The sequence below is a fragment of the Corynebacterium sp. MSK074 genome (assembly GCF_030229735.1).
In the GTDB taxonomy this organism is placed as follows: domain Bacteria; phylum Actinomycetota; class Actinomycetes; order Mycobacteriales; family Mycobacteriaceae; genus Corynebacterium.
Genome location: NZ_JASPIX010000003.1, coordinates 170064 through 192719 on the forward strand (window position 1 = coordinate 170064; position 22656 = coordinate 192719).

The 22656-nt window shown below is 59.9% G+C and carries 21 protein-coding genes and 3 tRNA genes; 9 read left to right on the forward strand and 15 right to left on the reverse strand.

The genetic code is table 11. The features are described from left to right. Positions 1–62: 62 nt before the first annotated feature. The 6 genes from ald to QP965_RS04655 form a co-directional block, all read right to left on the reverse strand. On the reverse strand, positions 63–1154 hold the full coding sequence (gene ald, locus QP965_RS04630) for an alanine dehydrogenase (RefSeq protein WP_005324009.1): 1092 nt from the start codon (positions 1152–1154) through the stop codon (positions 63–65). 276 nt (positions 1155–1430) lie between these two features. Further along, entirely contained in the window at positions 1431–2069 is a 639-nt protein-coding gene (locus QP965_RS04635) for a DUF8185 domain-containing protein (RefSeq protein ID WP_284844180.1), read from the reverse strand. 42 nt (positions 2070–2111) lie between these two features. After that, positions 2112–2528 (reverse strand): acyl-CoA thioesterase, encoded by a 417-nt coding sequence (locus QP965_RS04640; RefSeq protein WP_150851297.1) that lies wholly within the window; start codon positions 2526–2528, stop codon positions 2112–2114. A gap of 25 nt (positions 2529–2553) precedes the next feature. Continuing rightward, complete coding sequence (gene ettA, locus QP965_RS04645) at positions 2554–4224, reverse strand: energy-dependent translational throttle protein EttA (RefSeq protein ID WP_204611117.1); 1671 nt, start codon at positions 4222–4224, stop codon at positions 2554–2556. A 119-nt stretch (positions 4225–4343) separates the two neighbouring features. Then, on the reverse strand, positions 4344–4985 hold the full coding sequence (locus tag QP965_RS04650) for a single-stranded DNA-binding protein (protein WP_284844179.1): 642 nt from the start codon (positions 4983–4985) through the stop codon (positions 4344–4346). Positions 4986–5167: 182 nt separating this feature from the next. Further along, the gene (locus QP965_RS04655; protein ID WP_284844178.1) at positions 5168–7219 is read right to left on the reverse strand and encodes a bifunctional copper resistance protein CopD/cytochrome c oxidase assembly protein; all 2052 of its coding nucleotides are present in this window, start codon (positions 7217–7219) and stop codon (positions 5168–5170) included. A gap of 66 nt (positions 7220–7285) precedes the next feature. Here QP965_RS04655 and QP965_RS04660 point away from each other — a divergent pair, with 66 nt between their 5' ends. From QP965_RS04660 to cmrA, 3 genes are all read left to right on the forward strand, one after another. Then, positions 7286–8203 carry a LysR family transcriptional regulator gene (locus QP965_RS04660; protein WP_284844177.1) on the forward strand — a complete coding sequence of 306 codons (918 nt, stop codon included), beginning with the start codon at positions 7286–7288 and terminating at the stop codon, positions 8201–8203. 39 nt (positions 8204–8242) lie between these two features. Then, a tRNA-Arg gene (locus QP965_RS04665) sits at positions 8243–8316 on the forward strand. Positions 8317–8412: 96 nt separating this feature from the next. Then, positions 8413–9213, forward strand: coding sequence for a mycolate reductase (gene cmrA / locus QP965_RS04670; RefSeq protein ID WP_225746516.1), 801 nt, complete (start codon positions 8413–8415; stop codon positions 9211–9213). On the opposite strand, the gene QP965_RS04675 is transcribed toward cmrA, so the two are convergent. Beyond that, positions 9210–10751, reverse strand: coding sequence for an alanine/glycine:cation symporter family protein (locus tag QP965_RS04675; protein WP_284844176.1), 1542 nt, complete (start codon positions 10749–10751; stop codon positions 9210–9212). The two genes, cmrA and QP965_RS04675, sit on opposite strands and share 4 nt — an antisense overlap. 211 nt (positions 10752–10962) lie before the next feature. Between QP965_RS04675 and orn the strand changes: the two genes are divergently transcribed. Beyond that, positions 10963–11610: an oligoribonuclease gene (orn, locus tag QP965_RS04680; RefSeq protein ID WP_284844175.1), complete on the forward strand. Its 648-nt coding sequence runs from the start codon at positions 10963–10965 to the stop codon at positions 11608–11610. Positions 11611–11659: 49 nt separating this feature from the next. Continuing rightward, positions 11660–11735, forward strand: a tRNA-His gene (locus tag QP965_RS04685). 28 nt (positions 11736–11763) lie between these two features. On the opposite strand, the gene QP965_RS04690 is transcribed toward QP965_RS04685, so the two are convergent. Further along, entirely contained in the window at positions 11764–12720 is a 957-nt protein-coding gene (locus QP965_RS04690) for an MsnO8 family LLM class oxidoreductase (protein ID WP_284844174.1), read from the reverse strand. Between the two features lie 29 nt (positions 12721–12749). After that, positions 12750–13979, reverse strand: a complete 1230-nt coding sequence (locus QP965_RS04695) for a L,D-transpeptidase (RefSeq protein ID WP_284844173.1) — start codon at positions 13977–13979, stop codon at positions 12750–12752. Positions 13980–14191: 212 nt separating this feature from the next. On the opposite strand from QP965_RS04695, the gene QP965_RS04700 reads away from it, so the two are divergent. Beyond that, positions 14192–14267, forward strand: a tRNA-Lys gene (locus tag QP965_RS04700). 51 nt (positions 14268–14318) lie between these two features. Here QP965_RS04700 and QP965_RS04705 read toward each other — a convergent pair. The 5 genes from QP965_RS04705 to QP965_RS04725 all read right to left on the reverse strand — a co-directional run bounded on the left by QP965_RS04705 (position 14319) and on the right by QP965_RS04725 (position 18987). Further along, positions 14319–15080, reverse strand: a complete 762-nt coding sequence (locus tag QP965_RS04705) for an ABC transporter ATP-binding protein (protein WP_284767084.1) — start codon at positions 15078–15080, stop codon at positions 14319–14321. Continuing rightward, entirely contained in the window at positions 15071–16126 is a 1056-nt protein-coding gene (locus QP965_RS04710; protein ID WP_049377258.1) for a FecCD family ABC transporter permease, read from the reverse strand. Before QP965_RS04710 ends, QP965_RS04705 begins: the two co-directional genes overlap by 10 nt. Next, on the reverse strand, positions 16126–17289 hold the full coding sequence (locus tag QP965_RS04715; RefSeq protein WP_284844172.1) for an ABC transporter substrate-binding protein: 1164 nt from the start codon (positions 17287–17289) through the stop codon (positions 16126–16128). Before QP965_RS04715 ends, QP965_RS04710 begins: the two co-directional genes overlap by 1 nt. A 90-nt stretch (positions 17290–17379) precedes the next feature. Next, positions 17380–18657, reverse strand: coding sequence for a glutaminase (locus tag QP965_RS04720; protein ID WP_204611101.1), 1278 nt, complete (start codon positions 18655–18657; stop codon positions 17380–17382). 51 nt (positions 18658–18708) lie between these two features. Then, positions 18709–18987, reverse strand: coding sequence for a DUF3618 domain-containing protein (locus QP965_RS04725; RefSeq protein WP_005323988.1), 279 nt, complete (start codon positions 18985–18987; stop codon positions 18709–18711). Positions 18988–19083: 96 nt separating this feature from the next. On the opposite strand from QP965_RS04725, the gene bcp reads away from it, so the two are divergent. The 3 genes from bcp (at position 19084) to QP965_RS04740 (ending at position 21244) form a co-directional block, all read left to right on the forward strand. Further along, on the forward strand, positions 19084–19551 hold the full coding sequence (bcp, locus tag QP965_RS04730; RefSeq protein ID WP_284844171.1) for a thioredoxin-dependent thiol peroxidase: 468 nt from the start codon (positions 19084–19086) through the stop codon (positions 19549–19551). A gap of 3 nt (positions 19552–19554) precedes the next feature. Next, on the forward strand, positions 19555–20181 hold the full coding sequence (locus tag QP965_RS04735) for a TetR/AcrR family transcriptional regulator (protein ID WP_284767081.1): 627 nt from the start codon (positions 19555–19557) through the stop codon (positions 20179–20181). 76 nt (positions 20182–20257) lie between these two features. Beyond that, positions 20258–21244, forward strand: coding sequence for an HNH endonuclease signature motif containing protein (locus QP965_RS04740; RefSeq protein WP_284816024.1), 987 nt, complete (start codon positions 20258–20260; stop codon positions 21242–21244). Between the two features lie 211 nt (positions 21245–21455). Here QP965_RS04740 and QP965_RS04745 read toward each other — a convergent pair whose 3' ends face one another. Further along, positions 21456–22604, reverse strand: a complete 1149-nt coding sequence (locus QP965_RS04745; RefSeq protein WP_284816026.1) for an SPFH domain-containing protein — start codon at positions 22602–22604, stop codon at positions 21456–21458. Positions 22605–22656: the final 52 nt, after the last annotated feature.

Here is a 22656-nt window from a genome sequence, read left to right on the forward strand (position 1 = left end):
GCCCCGTTTCTAGCGGGGAGCCGGGCTTGTGGTGTATCTAGCGCAGACTATGCAGGGGGAGACTAGTCTTCCCAGTCAAAGGCCTTACGCACAGGCTCGGAAACCAGACGGCCACCGCGGGTCATGACGCCGCCTTCCAGACCTGGGAAGCGCTTGATAGCGGCATCCAGGCTGTCATTGGCTACCGCGCGGATATACGGCAGGGTCGCAGAAGACAACGCGCGGGTGGAGGTATTGGCCACCGCACCCGGCATATTCGCCACGCAATAGAACAGGGTGTCATGCACCTTGAAGGTGGGGTCATCGTGGGAGGTCTTCTTGGAGTTTTCGAAGCAACCGCCCTGGTCGATAGCCACGTCGACGAGCACCGCGCCCTTCTTCATCTTCTTTACGGTCTCCTCACGCACCAGCTTCGGCGCGGCGGCACCCGGAATAAGTACGGCACCGATGACGAGGTCGGCTTCCTGCAGTTCCTTATCGATCGTGGCCGGATCGGAAATCAGGGTGCGCACGCCACCAGCGTACTGATCATCGAAGCGCTGGAGAACGTGCGGATCGAGGTCCAACACCGTCACCTCGGCGCGCAGACCGTGGGCCATAGCTACAGCGGACGCGCCAACCTGGCCACCACCGATAACTACGACGCGTGCCGGCTGGGTGCCCGGAACACCGGAGACCAGCAGGCCACGGCCACCCTGGGTGGACAGCAGGTGATGGGTGCCTTCGATGGCAGCAAGGCGGCCAGCCACCTGGGACATCGGGGTGAGAAGCGGCAGGGTGCCGTGGCGGTCGGTGACCGTCTCATAGGCGATGGCGGTGGTATTGGCGTCGACAAGTGCCTCAGTCAGCGGACGGTCCGCCGCAAGGTGCAGGTAGGTGAAGACGGTGAGGTCTGGGCGCAGGTACTGGTACTCAGCCTCGAGCGGCTCCTTCACCTTCAACAGCAGCTCTGCCTGTGCCCAGGTATCTTCCGCAGTGCCAACGATGCTGGCACCCGCGGCCTCGTACTCGGAGTCCGGGAAAGAAGCGCCTTCACCGGCACCGGTCTCAATGAGGACCTCGTGACCATCCTGAACGAGGGTCTGCGCGCCGCTCGGGGTAAGAGCCACGCGATTCTCGTTATTCATGATTTCTTTCGGCACAGCAATACGCATTACATAGTCTCCTTGTGGGTGCAGGAAATTACATCGACCATGTAAGAGTAACGCAGGACACGTTTGCGCGCGGCGCTCTGCTAACTAATTCACACTGCGGGGGTAGCATTACTCCAACGCCCCGGTTAAACACGCTGTTCACAAGGATTCGGGCGCCACCACCCCAGGATCCCCCTCCCCCTAAGACAGACTACTTTTCGGGCAATGTCGCCCATTATGGGGCGCCGGCACGCCGAGTTTGTTGAACACCAGGGGTATGTGCCCTGGCGGCGAAGGCTAGAACAAGGACAAGCGGGTAGAACGGTAAATGCTGCCAAATGGGGCGTCGAGTCGCACCCAACGACCCAGCTGGGCCACCCGCAGGTGCCGCGGCACATCCATCGGGGCGGAAAATCCAGGAATAAGCCCCAGGTTGGTGCAGGCAAAGATCATGCGCATGGGAATTTCCACCGTGGCGCCATCGCCTTCCACCGTGACTACGGTCTGATTCAACAAGCTGGACGGCGGGCCCATGGGGCCAGAAAATTGCCGGGTCAGTTGCTGACCTTTATCGGAAAGTTCACGAACAACGGTAACTGGCAAGGTATCGACCACACTGTAGCCAGTCGCCGGCGGCAATGCTCCCGGCCACGATGGATCGCGGGCAGGACCCAAATCTAACATGCCGCTAGATTCATGCTCTTTGAGCTGATCTGCGAGCGTGGCAGCAGAAACCACAGCTCCATCGCGGGAAGCGACGCCTTGGACGCGGCGGGAGGCAACCACCTCGAAGGGGGTGGTAACGAAGACATCGACGACGTCGTCAGTCAGCTGGCGCAGCCGCACCGAAGCGCCCGCGTCCAAGCCAGCTGCGCGCGTGACAAGGGCCCGAAGGCCAGGTCCACCGCTTCCAATTTCTAGAGTCTCGGTGACCATGCCTTCGGGCCCTGCCTTTCTAATCTGTGCTCTGCTCCGCTGCTAGTTGGCAGCGGTATTGTGCAGAATATCCTTTTCCTGGTCCGTCAGCGGACGAGGAGTCTGCTGCTGACGGTCGATGACTACCTGCACGCACTCCACAGTTGCCGCGACTTCCCCTTGGTCATCCTTGACCTGCTGGGTAGTGGTAAACGAGGTCGTGCCAATCTGCGAAATGGTAGTTTCTACCTCCACCGTAGTGGTGTCCTTAAACTCCATCGGGCGAAGGAAGTCCACATCGAGGTGGCGCACGAATGCGATGAAGTCAAGGCCCTTGGAATAGATATGCTCCTTCGCAAAGGCCAAGCGCGCTTCCTGGGCGAGCTCGATGTAGTTTGCGTTCATCATGTGGCCGTACATATCAAAGTCCGACCAGCGGGTTTGAATACGATACGTGTGCACACTTGGGGTTGCCATCATTCTCCTCAATAAAGGCTTCAGCTACTTAGCGGGTCAGCTTGCGGTGGGTCACGCGAGAAGGACGAGCTGCCTCTTCACCGAGGCGGTCGACCTTATTCTTCTCATAGTCGCCGAAGTTGCCCTCGAACCAGAACCACTGGCCTTCTTCCACATTGCCCTCCCAGGCCAGGATGTGGGTACAGGTGCGGTCCAGGAACCAGCGGTCGTGGGAAATGACCACGGCGCAGCCCGGGAACTTCTCCAGCGCGTTTTCCAGCGAGCCGAGGGTTTCCACGTCCAAGTCGTTGGTCGGCTCGTCAAGGAGGATCAGGTTGCCGCCCTCCTTCAGGGTCAGCGCCAAGTTCAGGCGGTTGCGCTCACCACCGGAAAGCACCTTGGATGGCTTCTGCTGATCTGGGCCCTTGAAGCCGAACGCGGACAGGTAAGCACGCGAAGGCATCTCGTTTTGGCCGACGTGAATGTAATCTAGGCCGCCGGAGACAACCTCCCAGACGGTTGCCTCAGGGTCGATGTTCTCACGGTTCTGGTCCACGTAGGACAGCTTGACGGTATCGCCCACCTCGACGGAACCGGCATCCGGCTGCTCCAGGCCAACGATGGTCTTAAACAGGGTGGTTTTACCCACGCCGTTCGGGCCGATAACGCCCACGATGCCGTTGCGCGGCAGGGTGAAGGAGAGGTCCTTAATCAGGACGCGGTCATCGAAGCCCTTCTGCAGGTCCTTGACTTCCACAACCTTATTACCCAAGCGCGGCGGGGTAGGAATCTGGATCTCTTCGAAGTCGAGCTTCTTGTATTTCTCGGCCTCGGCTGCCATCTCCTCGTAGCGCTCCAGACGAGCCTTGTTCTTGGCCTGGCGGGCCTTTGCACCGGAGCGAACCCACTCCAACTCGTCCTTCAAGCGCTTGCGCAGCTTCGCGTCCTTCTTGCCGGCAACCTCCAAGCGCTCCTGCTTCTTATCCAGGTAGGTGGAGTAGTTGCCCTCGTATGGATAGAGCTTGCCGCGGTCAACCTCACAGATCCAGCCCGCGACGTGGTCGAGGAAGTAGCGGTCGTGGGTCACGGCCAAGACTGCACCCGGGTAATCGGCCAAGTGCTTCTCCAGCCACTGCACGGACTCGGCGTCCAGGTGGTTCGTAGGCTCGTCGAGCAGCAGCAGGTCCGGCTCGGTGAGCAGGAGCTTAGCCAGCGCTACACGACGGCGCTCGCCACCAGAAAGGTTGGTCACTGGGGCGTCGGAAGGCGGGCAACGCAAAGCTTCCATTGCCTGCTCGATCTTGGAGTCAACCTCCCAAGCATCGGCGGCGTCCAGCTCTTCTTGCAGCTTGCCCATCTCTTCCATGAGCTCGTCGCTGTAGTTGGTGGCCATTTCCTCGGCGATCTGCTCGAAGCGCTGCTTCTTTTCAAAGATATCGCCCAAGCCCTCTTCGACATTGCCGCGCACGGTCTTCTCGTCATTGAGCGGCGGCTCCTGCTGCAGGATGCCCACGGTGGCACCCGGATCCAGGAAAGCCTCGCCATTGGAAGGCTGGTCCAGGCCGGCCATAATCTTCAGAATGGAGGACTTACCGGCACCGTTAGGGCCGACCACACCAATCTTGGCACCTGGGTAGAACGCCATTGTTACATCGTCAAGGATGACTTTATCGCCAATTGCCTTGCGCACGTTTTTCATCGTGTAGATGAATTCGCCCACTTTTACCCCTTTGCAAAAATTTGGGAGACGTATTTATCTACACAAACACTACATCAGAACCACCGCCCAAGTGCCTCGGGTCAGGTACACCCGAGGCGATCAAGCCGGGGAGGAAACGTTTATGCGTTTACTGGGGCGGATTCTGCCTCGGCAGCCTCCTCTTCCACTTCGGCGTCGAAAGTATCTTCTTCCCCACCGCGTCCAGGTGCGGCTCGTTCAGCTAGATAGCGGTCCGCTGCGGTATCGGCAGCGGTATCTCCCTGCCCCGTCTGCTGCGGCGGCAGGCTGTGGTCCACGTCCGGTTCGATGGCATTGTCCCCCAGTTCTGGGACCGCAATATTTTCCTGGTTGTACTGCGGAGCGAGCCGCTTCGTACCGATAACGTGGCGGTTCAGATCCAGGCCCACGTACTGCGCCTTAATGAATGTGCGGAAGTGATCGGTGCCCTGGTCATCGCGCCATTGTTCTGTCACTAAGGAGCCCACGATGACCAGCGGCATGCCTTTAGCCAGGGATTTGCGCACATTGATGGCGAATTGATTCCACATTTCGACATCGATGTAGAGGTGGTCTACGTCGCGCCACTGCGGGGCCTTGGAGTTGTGTCCTTCCGGATCATTGGCGCCGGCATCGACCTGACGGTCCGGAATTCGGCGCGAGGAAGCTACGCGCAGTTTGGCCTTATAGGCCCCAGTTGAAGTCTTGGTCAGGATGGGATCGCGAGTAAGGCGACCGGTCAAGGTAATTGGGTATTGGGACATGGTGCTAGAAAATCCTTTGCTGGATAGTTGGATAGGCGAGTTCGGTTTTCCTCGCTCGCTTCCACATCCTGATACCGGCGCGCAAGCCGCACCATGCCGGCAACCCCTACCTTGTGAATAACTTGTTGTACCCGTCAACAAAACTCGGGTTTGGGGGCGATTTTGGGCCGGTTATCCACAGGCTAGCGCCCGCGGAAGCTCGATTCATCGCCGTGGCCCATATCCTGCAGCATTGCGTTATAGCGTTCCAATTCGGCATCATCGTCCGCATCCGCCTGCATATCGTGGCGGCGGGCGGTAGCACGATCATCGCTGAGCCAATCCAGGAAGAGCTTGCCAAAGACGATAACCAGCGGGAACTGACCAAAGCCCCACGCGATGCCGCCGCCCACGCGTTGGTCTTGGAGCAGATCCTGGTCCCAGGGCAAGTCCAAATACTGGTAAAAGTCTGCACCCAACACACTTTGCAGCTGCATCAGGTACACGCCGGCAAAGAGGTGGAATGGCATGGAAAGGAACAGCACGGCCAATCGGAACGGGGTGGAGTGGCGCTTGGGAAGCGGATCCGGCCCGATGATTTCCCAGAAGTAGAAGCAGCCGGAGATGATAAACGCAAAGTTCATAATGAGGTGGCCGGCGTGCTCGGAAATAGCGAATTGATATAGGCCGGGGAACAAATACAGCACGTAGAGGAAAAATAGGTACTGCACGAGGTTGACAAACGGATTGGTAATAAACGCGACGATCTTGGACTGGGTGGCCGCCAGCGCATAGTCGTGCAGGCTGGGTTTTCCCTTCGGCCCTGCCTCAAAGGCCTCCATGAGCAGGGTCAGTGGCGCACCCAGAACGAGCAGGAGCGGTATTGCCATCGACAAAATCATGTGCACCAACATGTGCATGGAGTACATCGCCGGCATGTAGAGGCCCATACCGGTAGACATCACAAGGGTCAGGCCCAGCGCACCGCACATAAACCATGCGGTACGCCCCTTACTCCAGGTCAGGCCGCGCTTGTGCACGCGGTAGACACAGTAGCCATAGGCCGCAGCCAAAAGCAGGCCAATGGTGCCAAACATGATGTCAAAGCGGAACATGGTCCACACGTTGAGCACCGTGGGCTTTTCAAACAGCTCATATCCCATCAGAATCTGCATCGAGTTGAGGTTGGGATCGCGCGGCGCCGGGGGCACAGTGCGGCCCAGCGTGATGGCTACGCCAATAGTGGCGGCCATGACCGCTACTTCCACGATGGCAATGCGAAGGAAAAGGCGCGGATTCTTGCCCAGCTGCGGGATGGTGAGCTCGCGGTGAGCAAGGCCGAAAATGCCCAGCAAAATCGTCAGCACGAACTTGGTAATCAGAATGATTCCGTACGCGGAATCCACCAGATCGGAGATATTCATGCGGATGAGCGTGTTAATCAAGCCCGATACTGCCAAGACAACAATCGCCATAAAGGCGATGCCGGAGTAGCGCTTCACCGCAAAGGCGAGGTTGGGGCCAAGGCGCCGACCATGGGCGATTAGCGCCATAAGCCCGCCTACCCAAAGCATGACAAAGACCAAGTGCCACAGGAGCGAATTGGTGCCGTAATCATGGTCGCCGCCCGCCGCGGAGTGGCCTTCCATGCCAATTGGTACGACCTGCATTATGGACAAGAAAAGCAGGACCGGCTGCATGGACCAGCCGCGGCCCACGAGACCGAGAATGCCCACTACGAGAGCGATGAGTACGGAGATTGCCCACACGATGGTGGTGGAAATTTCCGTCAGCGCCATTTTCATGATGGAAGGCTCGAATACCTGGGAAAAGGGCGCGCCGGTGAGGTCGGACATAATGAGTGGAATTTCCACGAGACCCACGGCCGCCACACCAAAGGAAGCCCACGTACCGGTGCGGGCGGCGATGTGGCCGTCGACGGACAAGGGGGCATCGATAAGCGTGGCATTGTCCCCGCGCGGTGCAATGAGGAACGACGAGGCCAAGAATGAGCCCACGGACAAAGCCATAAGCACCCACGCCATGCCACGAAAGAGTGGCAGGCCAAAGGTAGTTATGCGACCGGGATCCGGGATACCCAGGGCCGCCAGGGAATCGGCTAAAAGGAACAGCGAAATAAAACCGGCAATCAGGCCGGCAATAAGCATCGCTGCGATATAAATTCCCCAGGAAGGGCGGGGCTTCTTACCCGCCGCGTTCACACTGTTAACCTGCTCATTTGCCATAGTGCGCATTGTATAGCGCGACCTGGTTTCTCACATAACACCCATTTTGTCTTTACATGTGCCATCATGGACCTTATGGACACCCGTCAACTTCTTTATTTTCGCGCCGTTGTAGACCATGGCTCCTTCACGCACGCTGCCGAATCCCTCGATATGACCCAGCCATCTCTGAGCCTTTCCATCCGGAAGCTAGAGAAGGAGCTAAACGCTCAGCTACTCTCACGCGGTCGCTCCGGTGTCTCCACCACTGAGGCTGGCGATTATGTCTACGAAACGGCCGTCAAGGTTGATGCGTTGTTGAGCGAAACCCAGCGCCATATCAGCGAAATCACCGGCGACAAGGCCAGCACCGTATCCCTCGCCTCCGGCGCCATTTTGAACTGGGAATTTATCCCTGCCGCCCTCGCTGAGCTCAAGCGGATTTACCCCACCGCCAATATCTCGCTGGATGACGCCGAGCCGGCTACCGCTATCAAGCACCTACTGGATGGCCAGGTGGACCTAGCGCTCTTGCCGACGTCCGATCCGAAGGCCTTCATTCGCCGCTACTCCCCCGAGCTCACCGTCCACCAGGTGGCCACGTTCGATTACTCCGTCGCCCTTCCCCAGCGCCTCGCCGAGTTGGAATCCCCCGTCTCCCTCGCTGACCTGAAGAAGGAAACATGGCTTGTCCCACCGCGCAGCCGCGAACTTCCTGAACTAGCCGAGTTCTATCAAGACCTATGGAATAGCCGCCCGGGCCTCAAGCCGGAAAAGACCCAGGAGGTCGCCAGCCTCAATAGCGCGATTCCTATGGTCTCCAGTGGTCTCGGCGTCAGCATCGTGCCCAATTGCGCACCTGCTGTGCAGCCACACGGCATCATCACCCGCCCGATTGCTGATGACCTACCCCGCTACTACGCCATCGCGGCCTACCGCACGGATCGCGAGCTGACCGCAGCCGCCCAAGAGTTGGTGGACATCCTGCGCTCGCCGCAGCGCACCCTGGCTTAGGTTTCGCCGCCCTCGTGGGCTACTATAAGTGCGTTGTAAGCCCCCATAGCTCAGTGGATTAGAGCAGTGGGTTTCTACCCCATGTGTCGCGGGTTCGAATCCTGCTGGGGGCACCGCGCGAAAGCCTTGAGGCGCCGAGTTTCTCGCCGCTTCAGGGCTTTTTGTTTACGCTAGGACTCACCATGCCCCCACTCCGGAAAGGCTTAACCATGTCACTTCCCGCTCCTTCCCGAACGTCCTACGCCCTCGTTACGGGCGCCAGCCAAGGCATTGGCAAGGCCATGGCGCAAGATTTCGCAGCCCTGGGCTATAACGTTATCCTTGTGGCCCGCCGCCGCGAGCTCCTGGAGTCCATCGCCGCCGAGCTCGAGCAGCGCCATAGTATCGAGGCCATTGCCCTGCCGGCGGATCTAGCGGTGGCTGACGACGTCGCCCGCGTGGCCGAGACCATCGCCACCCGCGAGGTGTCGATCCTGGTCAACTCCGCCGGCATCGCCAGCTTCGGCCCCTTCATGGACCAGGACTGGTCGTACGAGACGACACAGTTCGAGCTCAACGGAACTGCCGTCCACCACCTCACGCGAGCCGCCTTGGAGCAGATGCTGCCTCGCCGCAGCGGCGCCATTTGCAATGTCGGCTCTGCCGCGGGCAATATCCCCATCCCTAATAACGCCACCTACGTTTTCACCAAGGCGGGCGTCAATGCGTTTACGGAGGCCCTGCACTATGAGCTTAAGGGCTCCGGCGTCTCGTGCACCCTGCTCGCCCCCGGCCCCGTGCGCGAAGCCACCATCGCAGAGGAGGACCAGTCGATCGTGGACAAGGTGGTCCCGGACTTTTTGTGGACCACCTACGAGTCGTGCTCCCAAGAAACCATCGAGGCCATGCGCCGCAATCAGCGCCGCGTGGTGCCCGGCCCGCTTTCTAAGGCGATGAATACCCTCAGCCAGGTGCTGCCCACCCCGGTGATTGCACCGCTGGTAGGCAGCTTCTACGCCAAGATGGGCTAGGACCCAGCGCCTTCTAAGTCCTTGTCTTTGAGCACGCTGCCCTCGCCGCGTGCTCGTTTGCGCTCGACCCAGAAGTCCGCGTTCTTAATGCCCACAGCTTCTGGGTCGAACTGCGGATCCTTGCCGGCCTTCTTCTGCTTTTCGTAGTCCTTGAGTGCCTTGATGGCAGGAACCTGCAGGAAGAGGATGGCGATAATATTGAGCCATGCCGTCGTACCGACGCCAATATCGCCCAGCGCCCACGCCGCACCCGGGGTGGTGGTGGCGCCCACCACGACGGAAACAATAATCAGCGCGCGCAGGACCCAAATCAGGCTACGGCGGGCCGTGCGGGAGCGGACCCAACGGTTGAAGTAGGTCAGGTTTACTTCGGACATGTAGTAGTACGCCAGGACCGTGGTAAAGGCGAAGAAGGCAATGGAGACGGCGATGAAAGTTGGGCCCCAACCGGCAAAGACGCTATCGAGGCCGGACTGCACGTAGCCAGGGCCGACCTCAACGCCATCAGGAAGCGAGCCATTGTAGACCACTTCACCATCCTCGGAGCTGCCGCGGAAGACGGTGTACATGTCCGTAGAAATAATCATGAACGCGGTAGCCGAGCAGACAAAAAGCGTATCGACGTACACCGCGAAAGACTGCACGAAGCCCTGCTTAGCGGGGTGGGAAACCTCGGCGGCCGCAGCAGACTGCGGGCCGGTACCCTGGCCGGCCTCATTGGAGTAGATGCCGCGCTTAACACCCCACATGATGGCCGCGCCCAACATGCCGGAGAATCCGGCTTCCATATTGAATGCGGACCTGAAGATGAGCCCGAAGACCTCCGGAATCTGGGAGAAGTTCATGCACATGACCACCACGGAAATCACGATATAAATGAGCGCCATAAAGGGCACGACAATGGTGGCGAAGTTCGCAATGCGCTTGACACCACCAATAATGATGATGGCCAGGATGCCCGCGAGGACGACGGCCGCCCAGGTGGAGTTGATCCCCCACGCGGTATCGGCCGCAGCGGCCACCGCATTGGCCTGGATGGCAGGCAAGAAGTAGCTGGTAGCCAAGATCATGGCGACGGCGAACACGATGCCATAGACCACCATGAAAGGCGCGGCCTTAGTGTGCTTATAGGCCTTTTCGATGTAGTACGCGGGCCCTCCGCGGTACTCACCGGTGTCCTGATCCTTTTCCTTGTAAATCTGCGCCAACGTACATTCGATGAACGAGGTGGACGAGCCCAAAAGCGCCACTGCCCACATCCAGAACACGGCGCCTGGCCCACCGAAGGCGATGGCTGTGGCCACGCCGGCGATATTGCCCACGCCCACGCGGCCGGAGAGCGAGACCATCAAGGATTGGAAGGAAGAAACGCCATCTGCGGACTTTTCTCCGTTAACTATCTGCTTGAGCATGTCCGGGATGCAGCGCACCTGCAGGCCGCGTGTCACCACGGTGAAATAAATACCCGCGCCGAGGCATAAAAACACCAAGACGGGGGACCAAATTGCGGTATTGAGGGCATCGAGAAAGTTTGCCATCTGGTCTCTCCTAAGTCTGTCGCACCTCCCGAATGAAGAGCGATTAACCAGAGTATGCCCTAACTCACATCTACAAGTGAGGCAAATCACCAATAAATTTTATGCAGAACAGTGCCACACTTTCCGAAAGGTCGCGTTGTCCAGTAGTAATCACCCCTCAAGGGCAGCCCGGCTCGTACCCCATACAGGGGTAAAAGCACGCGGGCGTAGAATGGGCCGCATGCCACATTCCGAGATAGCCGCAAAACACGACCGCCTCGTCTGGATCGATTTGGAGATGACGGGCCTCGACCCCGAGCGCCACGTCATTGTTGAGTTCGCTGCCGTCATCACCGATGGCAACCTCAACATCCTGGGCGAAGGCATCGACCTCGTCGTCCACGCCACCGAGGATGAGCTGGCACAGATGGATTCCTTTGTCACGCAGATGCACGCTAAGTCCGGGCTGGATAAGGAAATCCGCGAGTCCACCACCTCCATCGGAGAAGCCGAGGATGCCGTACTCGCGCTCATCAATGAGCATTGCGATCCCGAGCACCCCGCTCCCCTAGCCGGCAATTCCATCGCCACGGATCGCACCTTCATCCGCGCTTATATGCCGCGGCTCGACAGCGCCCTGCACTACCGCATGATCGACGTCTCCACCATCAAAGAGCTTGCCCGCCGGTGGCACCCGCGCGCTTACTTCAACCAGCCCGATAAGGGCATGGCCCACCGCGCACTACAGGACATCATCGAATCCATCCGCGAGTTGGACTTCTACCGCCGCAGCGTCTTCCGCACCGACGAGGGCCCCACCTCCCCCGAGGCGGAGGAGATCAAGGCCGAAACCACCGCAGATTACCAGGCGTTTTTGTAATTTAGGCGGCGTGAGTTAACCTATATCTCGTTGCTTTCACGCAGCGATGGTGGCTGTAGTTCAGCTGGTAGAGCACCAGGTTGTGATCCTGGGTGTCGCGGGTTCGAGTCCCGTCAGCCACCCCAAGTGCCCGAGCCTTGCGCTCGGGCTTTTTCAGTTTTCCACCTGCAGGCTCGCCAGCAGCTCCTCCGAACGGGCCCGACCGTCCACATCTGGCATGTCTCCGGTCACCACAAACTCGCTCACGCCCAGCCGCTTGCCGACGTCCCTAAGTCCCTCCCCCACTTCCCCTACCGTTCCCCACACGTCATGAGCCAGGGCCGCCTCAATGCGCCGGCGCTGCTGCCCCGTCAGTGCATCCATGTCCAGCTCTCCTGCAGGCCGCAGGGCCCCGAACTCGCCGGTGGATTGCGCGAGTACCTTGGCATAGGCCTCCGGTAACAACAGATCACGGGCGGCCGCGGACATATCGGCAACGGCGATATTGAGCGAGGAGATGATAGGTGGGGCGTCGGCAAGCGCATGCTCCCGATACACCCGCGCGGCCGCCTCCTGCGTGGCCACCGGACCACCCAAGATGACGCCGAGCCCCATCTTGGCCGCAACCATGGCTGAGCGAAAGCCCGCCAACACGTAGATCGGAGTGCCCGCATACTCCGGCCGCACCGTCACCGCCTCCTCGCCGCGCAGGTAGCGCAACAGCGTCGCCAGCTCCGCCGCAAAGCGCTGCTTCACTTCAGCCGGTTCACCCTGGCGCAGTGCCCGCCGCACCGGGCCGGTAAAGCCGACAGAGGAACCAATTCCAATATCGATTCGCCCGGGATACAGCGCCTCGAGAAGATTAATCTGCTCGGCCACCAGAAACGGCGGATGATTTAACAGCATGATTCCGGCCGTGCCCACCCGAATGCGCTGCGTGTGCGCCGCCACGTGAGCCGCCAACATCCCCGGCTGCCCCGCCGGAATTCCCGGCACACCGTGGTGCTCGGCCACCAGAAAGCGCCGGAAACCAAGCCGCTCCACATGCCGCGCGTGCTCAGCTACCTGGTCCAACGGCCCGGCCGCCCCGCGGTCTAAAACAGAAAAGCGCATGGCCACCACTGTAGCCATGCGCTCATCGCCTGCGCTGCTCGTGGGCGCTACTGATTGGCGTCCGCGTTGCCCTTGGACCACTCGTCCCAGGACATATTCCAGTCACCCAGGCCGTCCATCGCATTAAGCGTTTCACCGTAGGTATTGAATACGCGCACCACGTCGCCGCGCTTCATCGTCTCCTGGAACCACTGGGCAGCCTCCGGCGTCACGTTAATGCAGCCGTGCGAGGTATTGGTATTGCCCTGCGCCCATACGGACCACGGAGCGGAGTGAACATAGATGCCGGAATAGGACATCTGGGTAGCCCAGTCCACCATCGTGCGGTAGCCACCCGCGGAGCGGGAAAGACCGAAGGTCTCGGAGTCCATCAGCAGCTGCGGGTGCTCATCGCCAATGATGTAGCGCCCGTTTGGCGTATCGTACTGATAATCGCGGCCGAGCGAGACCGGGATGGCACGCAAGAACTTCTTATTCTTGAAGACCTTCATGGTCTTGGTGGCGTTATCGATAATCGCCACGGTGCGGTCACCGATGGTGAAATTGGTCTTGGCGTTCTCGCCGCCGTAAATTCCGCCGCCTAGGTCCTTGCCGTACTGGTCTACCTTCACCTCAACCTTGGTGCCAGGCTCCCAGTATTCCTTTGGACGCCAGCGCACCTCCTGGTTATTGACCCAGTAGAAAGCGCCCTTAACCTCAGGGTTGGTGGTCACAGTAATGGTCTTCTCGGCCGCCTTGCGGTCCGTAATCGGCACACCAAAATTCACACCAATGACCTGGCCTACGCCCACCTCAGAGTCAGGGATAGGGGTAAGCGAGACCTCGGCAACGCCCGCTGCTTGCGGGGTGGAAAAGCTGAGGTTCTTCTTGTTGCCATCCACATCGGAGGCCACGATGGAATAGGTGTGGTTATAGCCCAAGTCCTCCGCCGTAGACCATGTCTTGGCATCCTTCGAGAGCTTTTCTTTGACTTCCACGCCCATTTCATTGGTCATGGTGACGCTCTTGAGCTTGCCCGTGGTCTCCACGGTGACGGGCTTAGACGGATCCACGTTCTGCGCACCGTCTTTCACGGAAGCCGAGAGGCCGCCCTTTTTCTTGTCAGACTCTTTGTCACCATCCTTCGCGCCGCTCGCGCTCGCGGCGGCGGTGGATTCTTGGTCAGCGGTTTGATCCTCGGCAGAGGAATCAGAGGAGCAGGAGGCGGCGGCTAGGGAAATGCACGCAACGCCCGCGGCCGCGATGAGGCGGCGCGCAATAGGGAGGGAATGTTTCACTGAGTTGCCCTTAGACACGTAATTGCTGCTTTCAAAGACCAATTTAGATTAGCGTCTCACTCCAGCAATTACCAGAAGCCACTTCAGGCATTAACCAATTCGTTATAGACCCCTAAAAACACGCCATAACCAGGCGATTTTACACTTTTCAAGAATGGCTGCTAGAGTATCTACTCGTTGCACAGAGAGCCACACGGCAGGAAGTCAACAATGCGCCATTAGCTCAATTGGCAGAGCAACTGACTCTTAATCAGTGGGTTCGGGGTTCGATTCCCTGATGGCGCACCACTTAAAAATTTAAGTTAAAAAATTAGGCCGGGCAATAGCCCGGCCTTTTTGTTATCTCACCCGCAGCGGGGCAATGAGTGGAGCGCCGCCATGCTGGACGACGTCCGCCTCTACCCCATACACACCTTCCACGAGCTCCCCCGTGAGAACGTCCGAAGGTTTGCCCTGGGCGCGAATATGGCCCTTTTTGAGCACTACCAGCTGGTCGCACATGCGCGCAGCCAGGTTAATATCGTGGATGGCCACCAAGCCCAGGCTGCCGTCGCGCTTCGCCTTGGCACGCACCTCGTCCAGCACGAAGATCTGGTGGTGCAGATCGAGGGCGGAGGTAGGTTCGTCGAGAAGCATCAGGCCTGGGTTGCCCACCAACATCTGCGCCACCGCCACCAGCTGGCGCTGGCCGCCGGAAAGCTCGTTGAGGTAGCGCGAGGCAATCGCATCCAGCCCCAGCGAGTGCAGCACCTCACCGGTGCGCGTAATCGGGTCCTCGCAGGCTTCACGGCGCGCAGAGATCAGCACGGCCTCAAACGCCCGCAGCGCGGCCGTGCTCGTGAGATCCTGCGGCACGTAGCCGATGAGCTGCCGGCGGCGCTTGCCGCGCGGTGCCGTGCCATCGACGCGAAAATCCACTTCGCCCTGGCAGCCGCGGTGGACGCCGGCCAGGGACTTGATAAGTGTGGTCTTGCCGGAGGCATTCGGCCCCAACAGGCCCACCAGCTGCCCGCCGTGGAGTTTTTCCACATCCACGGATTCCAGTACGCGGTGCTTGCCATAGGCCGCACTCAGCCCGGAAATAGTCAGTTCTACGTCCACAATGCCCTCCTTCGGGTCATGACGATGGCAATAAAGAATGGCACGCCCAGAAGCGAGGTAACAATGCCAATGGGAATAGCCAGGCCCGGCTTAATCATCAGGCTCACCGCATGCGCGGCACACATCACGGCCGCGCCCGCCGCCATGGAGGCCGGCAAGAAGTAGCGCTGGTCCTCGCCCACCAGCATGCGGGCAATATGCGGGCCGACCAGACCAATGAAACCGATGATGCCGGCAAAGGCCACGGTCGTCGCCGCGACGAGCGACACGACGATGAGCACCACGATGCGCAGGCGGGAGGTATTAACGCCCATGGCGGTGGCGCGGGCATCGCCAAGCCGCAAGGCAGTAAGGCGCCAGCCCAGCGCCCACAGAATGGGCAGGGCGATAATCAGCACGGCCGCCAGCACGCCGTTGGCCGCCCAATTGGCGCGGGTAAGAGAGCCCATGGACCAAAAGACGATCTGTTGCAGCGCCTCGGCCGAGGACTGGTACTGGATAAGCGCCAGCATGGCCTGGAAGAAGAACACCAAGCCGATGCCCAGCAGCACCATGGTTTCTGCCTTCGCGCCACGGATGACGGCCGCGATAACAATAATGGCCGTAGCCACCGCGGCAGCAAGCCACGCCATCAGCGCCAGGTTGAACTGCGGCTGCGCAATCAGCTGCCACTTGAGCACGATGGAGGTGGCGCCGCCAAACGCGGCGGCCGCAGAAATGCCGAGGGTAAACGGCTCGGCTAGCGGGTTATTGAGGATGGTCTGCATCTCCGCGCCGGCCAAGGACAAGGCCATACCGATAAGCACGGCCATCACGGCCATAGGCAGGCGCAGTTGCCACAGCACCGTGCGCGTCTGGTCCTCCAGACCCGCGGGATTCACAATGCCCTTTATTACCTCGCCCGGACTGATATCAATTGCACCGACGAAGTTGCTAATGACAAATGCGGCGGCCGCAATCAGGGTCAGGCCCGCAACGATGCCTATGCGTTGCCAGGTTAACTTCTTATGTTGCCGCGCGAGGGCGGCTACCTCTGCACCCTCCATTAGTTGGTGCTAAAGAAGGTTCCCTCACCAGAGACCGGCGAGTACTTTTCTTGCGCATCCATCCACTGCTTGGCGACGTCCATATCGGCATACGCCTCCGGGTCGATCCACTCCGCTACCTGCAGCAGTGCCAGGTAGTTAAACGGCGAATTATAGAACTGGTGCCACATGCTGTGCAGGTGATGCTCCTTAACCGCCCGCAGCTTATCGAAGCCGGCTTGCTTCTCCGGAAGCTTCGCAATGCTGCCCTTGGCTTCCTTTTCATCAATGCCGTAACCCACTGCAGCGTATCCGACAGGGTGGCCTTCATCGTCCTTCATCTCGGACCAATCGCCACCGGTGGCGATGATCATATCCGGGTCAGATTCCAGGACCTTTTCCGGGGTGATTGTGCCAGACTCGCCCGGAATGACTTTATCGCCGATATTCTCGCCACCGGCCGCGTTGACCAGCTGGGAAATATTGGAATCGTTCCAGGAACCGCAGCAATCGGACACACCTGCTGCTCTCCAAACGAAAGTCTTTGGTTTATCTTTTACCTTCTCTGCGCGGTCCTCGACCAAATCCACGGTCTTTTGCCAATCCGAGTTAAATTCCTCAGCGCGATCCTCTTGGCCAAAGATCTCGCCGAAGATGTCCATAGTCTTGGGCGTATTCTCCAGCGGGTCGCGGCGGAAATCGGTGACCGCATACTTCAAGCCAGCTTGGTCCATCTTGTCGGTCAGACCAGCTTCGCGAGAGGCATCATATTGATCCAGCGAGAGGACAATGAGGTCCGGGTCTAGGCTCACAAGCTTTTCCACGGTAACGTCGCCCTTGGTGAAGCCACCAATCTCCGGAACCTCGTTAACGGAGGGCAGCTCCTTTTCCAGTGCGTTGTAGTAATCGGGCACGTTCTGCTTGAGATCCGTTCCGATGCCAACGACCTTGTCCAGTGGATTATCGGGGTCGAGTACACCGGTAGCAAAAATCGATCGGCCCTCCCCCAAAATCACACGATCGGGAGCCTTATCCAGTTCCACGTCACGGCCGATGATATCGGTGAAGGAGAACTCAGCATCGCCGCTGGAGCCGCCAGTTACTTCCTCAGCTGCGCCGCAGCCGACGAGTGCGGTTGCCGACGCCGCCACAACCGCCATCACCTTGAAGGGGGTATGAGCCATTTTTAGTCCTTGGTCGTTGGATGCCCTCGCGGCAGCCGCGATGAGCCTTACATAGGACATCCTAACCTGATTAACTAAGGCAACCCAAACCTAAACAGGTTCGCCGTTGATGGTGTAGTCCTCCGGCTCGCCTTTCGGCACCTCCGTGCCGTCCGACATGGTGCGATCTTCCAGCTCCCCATCCGGATCCACGATGGCGATATCAAAGCCAGACTCGCGAATTCGGCGCAGCCCCTCCTTCAGCATGCGTCGACCCATGCGGTTCGTGCCCGTAATATGTGATAGCTCGAGCACCACCGTGCCCTCGCCAAAATCTGACTCCATCAGCTCGTACAAGATAGTCTCGGCCGCGTTGAAGTTAATCAAGCCCTGCAGATAGATCACGGTCAGCTCCGCATCCTGCTCCACCTTGCGCACCGGGTTCACGCCATAGCGCTCGTCTGTAGACATCAAGTGCAGGCCCATGTCCTTCGACAACAGCTTGAACGCATCCACACCGCGTACCGAGTTACCTTCTTTATTAAGCCGCGGCGAGAATGTCGCCACGCCCAACTGGCCCGGCAGCGTGCCCAGCAGGCCACCTGAAACGCCCGACTTCGCCGGGATACCCACCTCGGCCATCCATCGGCCGGCGCCGTCGTACATGCCGGCCGAGCTCATCACCGATAGCGTCAACCGGCACACATCCGCATCCAAAATCTTGTCGCCCGTCACCGGCTGCACGCCACCATTCGCCAACGTTGCCGACATCACGGCCAAGTCCCGCACCGTCACCACAATCGAGCACTGCTCAATATATGTTGACACCGCATCATGTGCCTCGTCCTGGATGATGTCGTAATTGCGCAACATGTGCGCCAGCGAGAGGTTACGTTCGCTGACTTCCAGCTCGGAGGACCGCATGGCGTCGTCGATAAGCAAATCGCGTCCCGCCAGGCGCGAAAAATAGGTGCGTAGGCGCTCCACGCGTGCGGCAGGCTCCGAATCCACGCCATTAATCAGCTGCGTGACCGCAATCGCGCCCGCATTAATCATCGGGTTGACCGGCCGATGGTCATCTCGGTTGAGCGAAAGCTCGTTGAAGGCCTCGCCCGAAGGCTCCATACCCACAATCTCGCGCACCGCAGATAGTCCCAGCTCCTGTAGCGCTAGTGCGTAGACAAAAGGCTTGGACAGGGACTGAAGGGTAAATTCCACCTCATCATCGCCCGCGGAATAGACGTGGCCGGTGGTGGTGCACATCGCGGCGCCAAGGTATTCGGGCTCCGCCTTGGCCAGTTCCGGAATATAATCCGCCACGGCGCCGTCGCGATTATCGCGCACCTTAGTGAGGATTTCCTGCAAATAAAAAGGGATTGGTGTCTTCATCCCAACCCAGCCTACGAAAAAAGTCCCCGCGGTGTGCGGGGACTTCCATAATTAGTGGCGCTCGGACAGCAGGCGCTGCAGCTCCTTCAAGTCGCTCTTGCGGCGGCGAGAGCGGAAGACCGAGAAAGCAATGAGGCCAACCACAGCAGCGCCGACGCCGCCCAAGGCCATCTGCACGTTGCGGTCCTGCAGCTTATCGGTGGCCGCGGTCTTAGCCTCGTTGGCAAAGTTCTGCGGCTTGCTGCGCTGTGCCAGCTCGTCCAGGGTGCCGGCCAGCTGGCGGCGGGTGCGCTCGATATCGCGCTGAATGTCTTCAATGTTGCGTGCCACGAAGTTCTCCTCTTAACTTAGGTTCGCTCTTAACGGGGTCATTCTACCCCGCCGGCCCAAAAGCGTGCAGCCCGGGCGGTAAGTAAGGTGGAAACCATGACTGAAAACCGTTTGAATGTTGGAGATACCGCCCCTGCCTTTGCGCTTGCCGACGACGCCGGAAACACCGTTTCCCTCGCCGATTACGCAGGCCAGCGCGTACTGGTCTACTTCTACCCCCGCGCCAATACCCCGGGCTGCACCAAGGAAGCCTGCGATTTCCGCGATTCCCTGGAACATCTCAATGATCTCAATATCGCCGTCGTGGGTATCTCACCCGATAAGCCGGAGGCGCTGGCGAAGTTCCGCGCGGACCACGAGCTGAACTTCCCGCTGCTTTCGGATCCGGATAGGTCTGTCATGACCGCCTACGGCGCGTTTGGTGAGAAGAAGAACTACGGCAAGGTCGTCCAGGGCGTAATCCGCTCCACCTTCTTGGTCGAGCCGGATGGCACCATCGGCCAAACGCACTACAACGTCAAGGCCACCGGCCACGTCGCCCGCGTGATGATGGGGCTAAGCTAGCACGTGGGAGAGATTCTGCTACCGCGGCGTCGGCCAGCGCAGGCGCGCAGTCGCGAGCGCTTCGAGCGCATTCTGCAGGCCGCACGCGCCGTGCTTGTCGACGTCGGCTTTGAATCCTTCACCGTCGACGAGGTCGCCCACCGCGCCGGGGTGCCCATCGGCACGCTGTATCAGTACTTTGCCAATAAATACGTGCTCGTCTGCGAGCTCGACCGCCAAGACACAGCTGCCAGCCGGGCCGAAATCGAGCGCTTCTCCCGCCGCGCCCCGGACGTGCAATGGCCCGATGTGTTGGATGAAACCATCGATCACCTGGCGCGTATGTGGCGCGACGATCCCTCCCGGCGCGCCGTGTGGCATGCCGTGCAATCCACCCCCGCCACCCGCGCGACGGCCGCAGATACCGAGCGGCAGCTGCTTTTCCCCTTGTCAGAAATCCTCTCCCCACTCGCGCCGTCCATGAGCGATGACGAACGCATTGACCTGGCCGGCTTCCTTATCCACAGCGTGGTCTCGCAACTCAATTACGCAACTGCGGGCGACCCAGGCGACTTTGACGCCGTGGTCGTAGAGATTAAGCGCATGCTCGTTTCGTATCTCTTTGCCATTGCGGCCCACTGGGGCAGTTGACGCTTAAACAAGTTATCCACAGGCTGCGGACGTCTTCGCCTCGGCTCGCCCACCGGCTCTGCTTAAAGTTGCAGCCATGAGCGCACTTAAGGCCTATGCCACCCATATTGCCTCGGCGATGGACATCCTCGCCGAGGCCCACGGCGCGTCTGAGCGCGCCCTTGTCGAGCTGGGCTTGCCGGATGTCGAGGCCCGCGACCTCCGCGCGCTGGCCGCAGTCTACTTCGGCCCGACCGGCTTCAGCCGCAAGCAACGCCACGCAGCCGCGGCTGCCCGACACCACGACCTCGTAACGCTCAAGCTGATTGAAAAGTACGTCTCCCGGGTGCGCACTAAGCGTGAGGCGTGGAACCTACGCGTGGAGCTGTGCCGCCTGCGTGGTCCGGCTTCTGACATCGCCCGCCGCGCCAAGCAGCGCCTGCGCGAACTTCGCCCGCGCCGCATGCCACCCCGCGAAGGCGTCCAGCTCCTTCGCCGGCCGAACGGCCCGTGGACTATGCGGATTACCGCGCCCTCGGCCTTCCTTGCTGAATTCGACGCCGCGCTCGACCCCGACCGCCCACTCGATTCCCTCCGCGACCTCCTTCGCGGCACCGGCGCACCTTCCGCGCGCACCACCACTAACGTCATCATCCCGCTCAACGCCCTAGACCAAATCCTGGACGGCGACGGCGACGAAGTCACGCTACGCCTTAGCAATGGCGCCACCATTACCGGCGCCGAGCTCGTTGAGCGCACCTTCACCGAGCACGGCCTAGCCACCCTTATCCACCCCGTCAAGGGCCCAGTCAACCTATATCGCACATCGCGCTACGCCACCGAGAAACAGCGACAGATGGCCGCCGCCGAAAATCCCACCTGCCCGTGGCCGCCGTGCAACCATCCGGCGGACAAGGCCCAAATCCATCACCTCAAGGCGTGGAAACATGGCGGGTTGACCAACATGGAAAACCTGACCGTGTGCTGCCCCTACCACAACGGGGTCAACCAAGATGATCCAAATGCCCCACCGCTGCGCGGACGCCTTGCCCGAGTCAATGGCAAGGTCCGCTGGGTTCGTTAGCGCTGCCTCTGCGAGGTAGCGCTACTCGGCGTGTCATCGACCACAAGGACGTCGTGGACAAGGTCGCGCGCGGCGCTTAACGCATCACGGTCGGAGTCAGGATGGTCGTCGGTGGCGAAGACCTGACACTCGTGATCGGGGATCACCTCCGCGCGGCGGGTTATGCCACGCTGAGCGGTATAGGCATCAAAGAGGTTATCGATGCTCAGGACTAGTCCTCGTTTTTCAGTTGCTCGCGCAGCTGCTGGAAGTACTCGCGTGCAGCCTGGGGCTGCGCGGTGGAGTGCTGGCCCTGCTGCGGGTGCGGCTCTGCCTGCTGGTGCTCGGAGCGTTGCTGCTCAGCGTGCTGGGAGGCAGCGATGGCTTCGCGCTTGGCGCGTTCGGCCTGACGCTTAGATTCGCGCTCGATTTCCTCGGCACGGGAAGGCTTCTTAGGCTGCGGGCGACGGCGTTGGGACGGCTCCTCGGCGGAGTCAAGGGCACGGTTGGCCATGAGCACATCGCGCATGCCGCTGAAAAGATCGCCCATCCCCTGCGGGTTAGAGGGCATATAAAGAACGGACGCCTGGCCATTGTGGGAGACGTCGACCATAGCGTCGAGGTACTGGGAGACCAGCATGAGGGCTTCGGGGGATTCTTCCACGCCGGCGTCGCGAAGCATCTCGTACTGCTGGGCAATGCCCTCGACGATTTCCTTACGCTGGTCGGCAACGCCGCGACCCTGCAGCTTCTTCGCCTCGGCTGCGCCTTCGGCCTCCTTCACCACGCGGATCTTTTCAGCCTCCGCCTGGGCGACGGCCGCCTCGCGCTCGCGCTGCGCTGCGTTAATGGAGTTCATGGACTCGCGCACGCGGGAGTCAGGGCGGATATCGGTGACCAAGGTATTGACAAAGTTCCAGCCATACTCGGCCATATTGTCGCGCAGGGAGGCCGCAACATTGCGGGCGATGGTGTCCTTGGAGGAGAAGGAATCATCTAGGTTCATATTCGCTACGGAGGAACGAACATTGTCCTGGACGTAGGCCACAATCTGCTGCTCGTGATTGGAGAGCATGTAGTACGCTTCGCGCTCGCGGCCCTGGACTACCTCGTACTGCACGGCAACAGGGATTTGCACGAAGACATTATCCTTCGTCTTGGTCTCCACCATCACGTCCAGCTGGCGCACCTGCAGCGAAATCTTATCGCGTACACGGTCTATCCACGGCATCTTAAAGTGCAGGCCAGCATGCGCCACCTTTTGGAATTTGCCCAAGCGCTCCAGAATGGCAGCTTCGCGAGTACGAACGATGAAATAACCATCGAAGAGCGTTCCCAAGATAATCAGCAGGATAAGGACTATTACTATGGTGGCAATCATTGAGTCTCCCTAAAAGTCGTGATGATCACTAATATTTTCGCATAGGAAATAG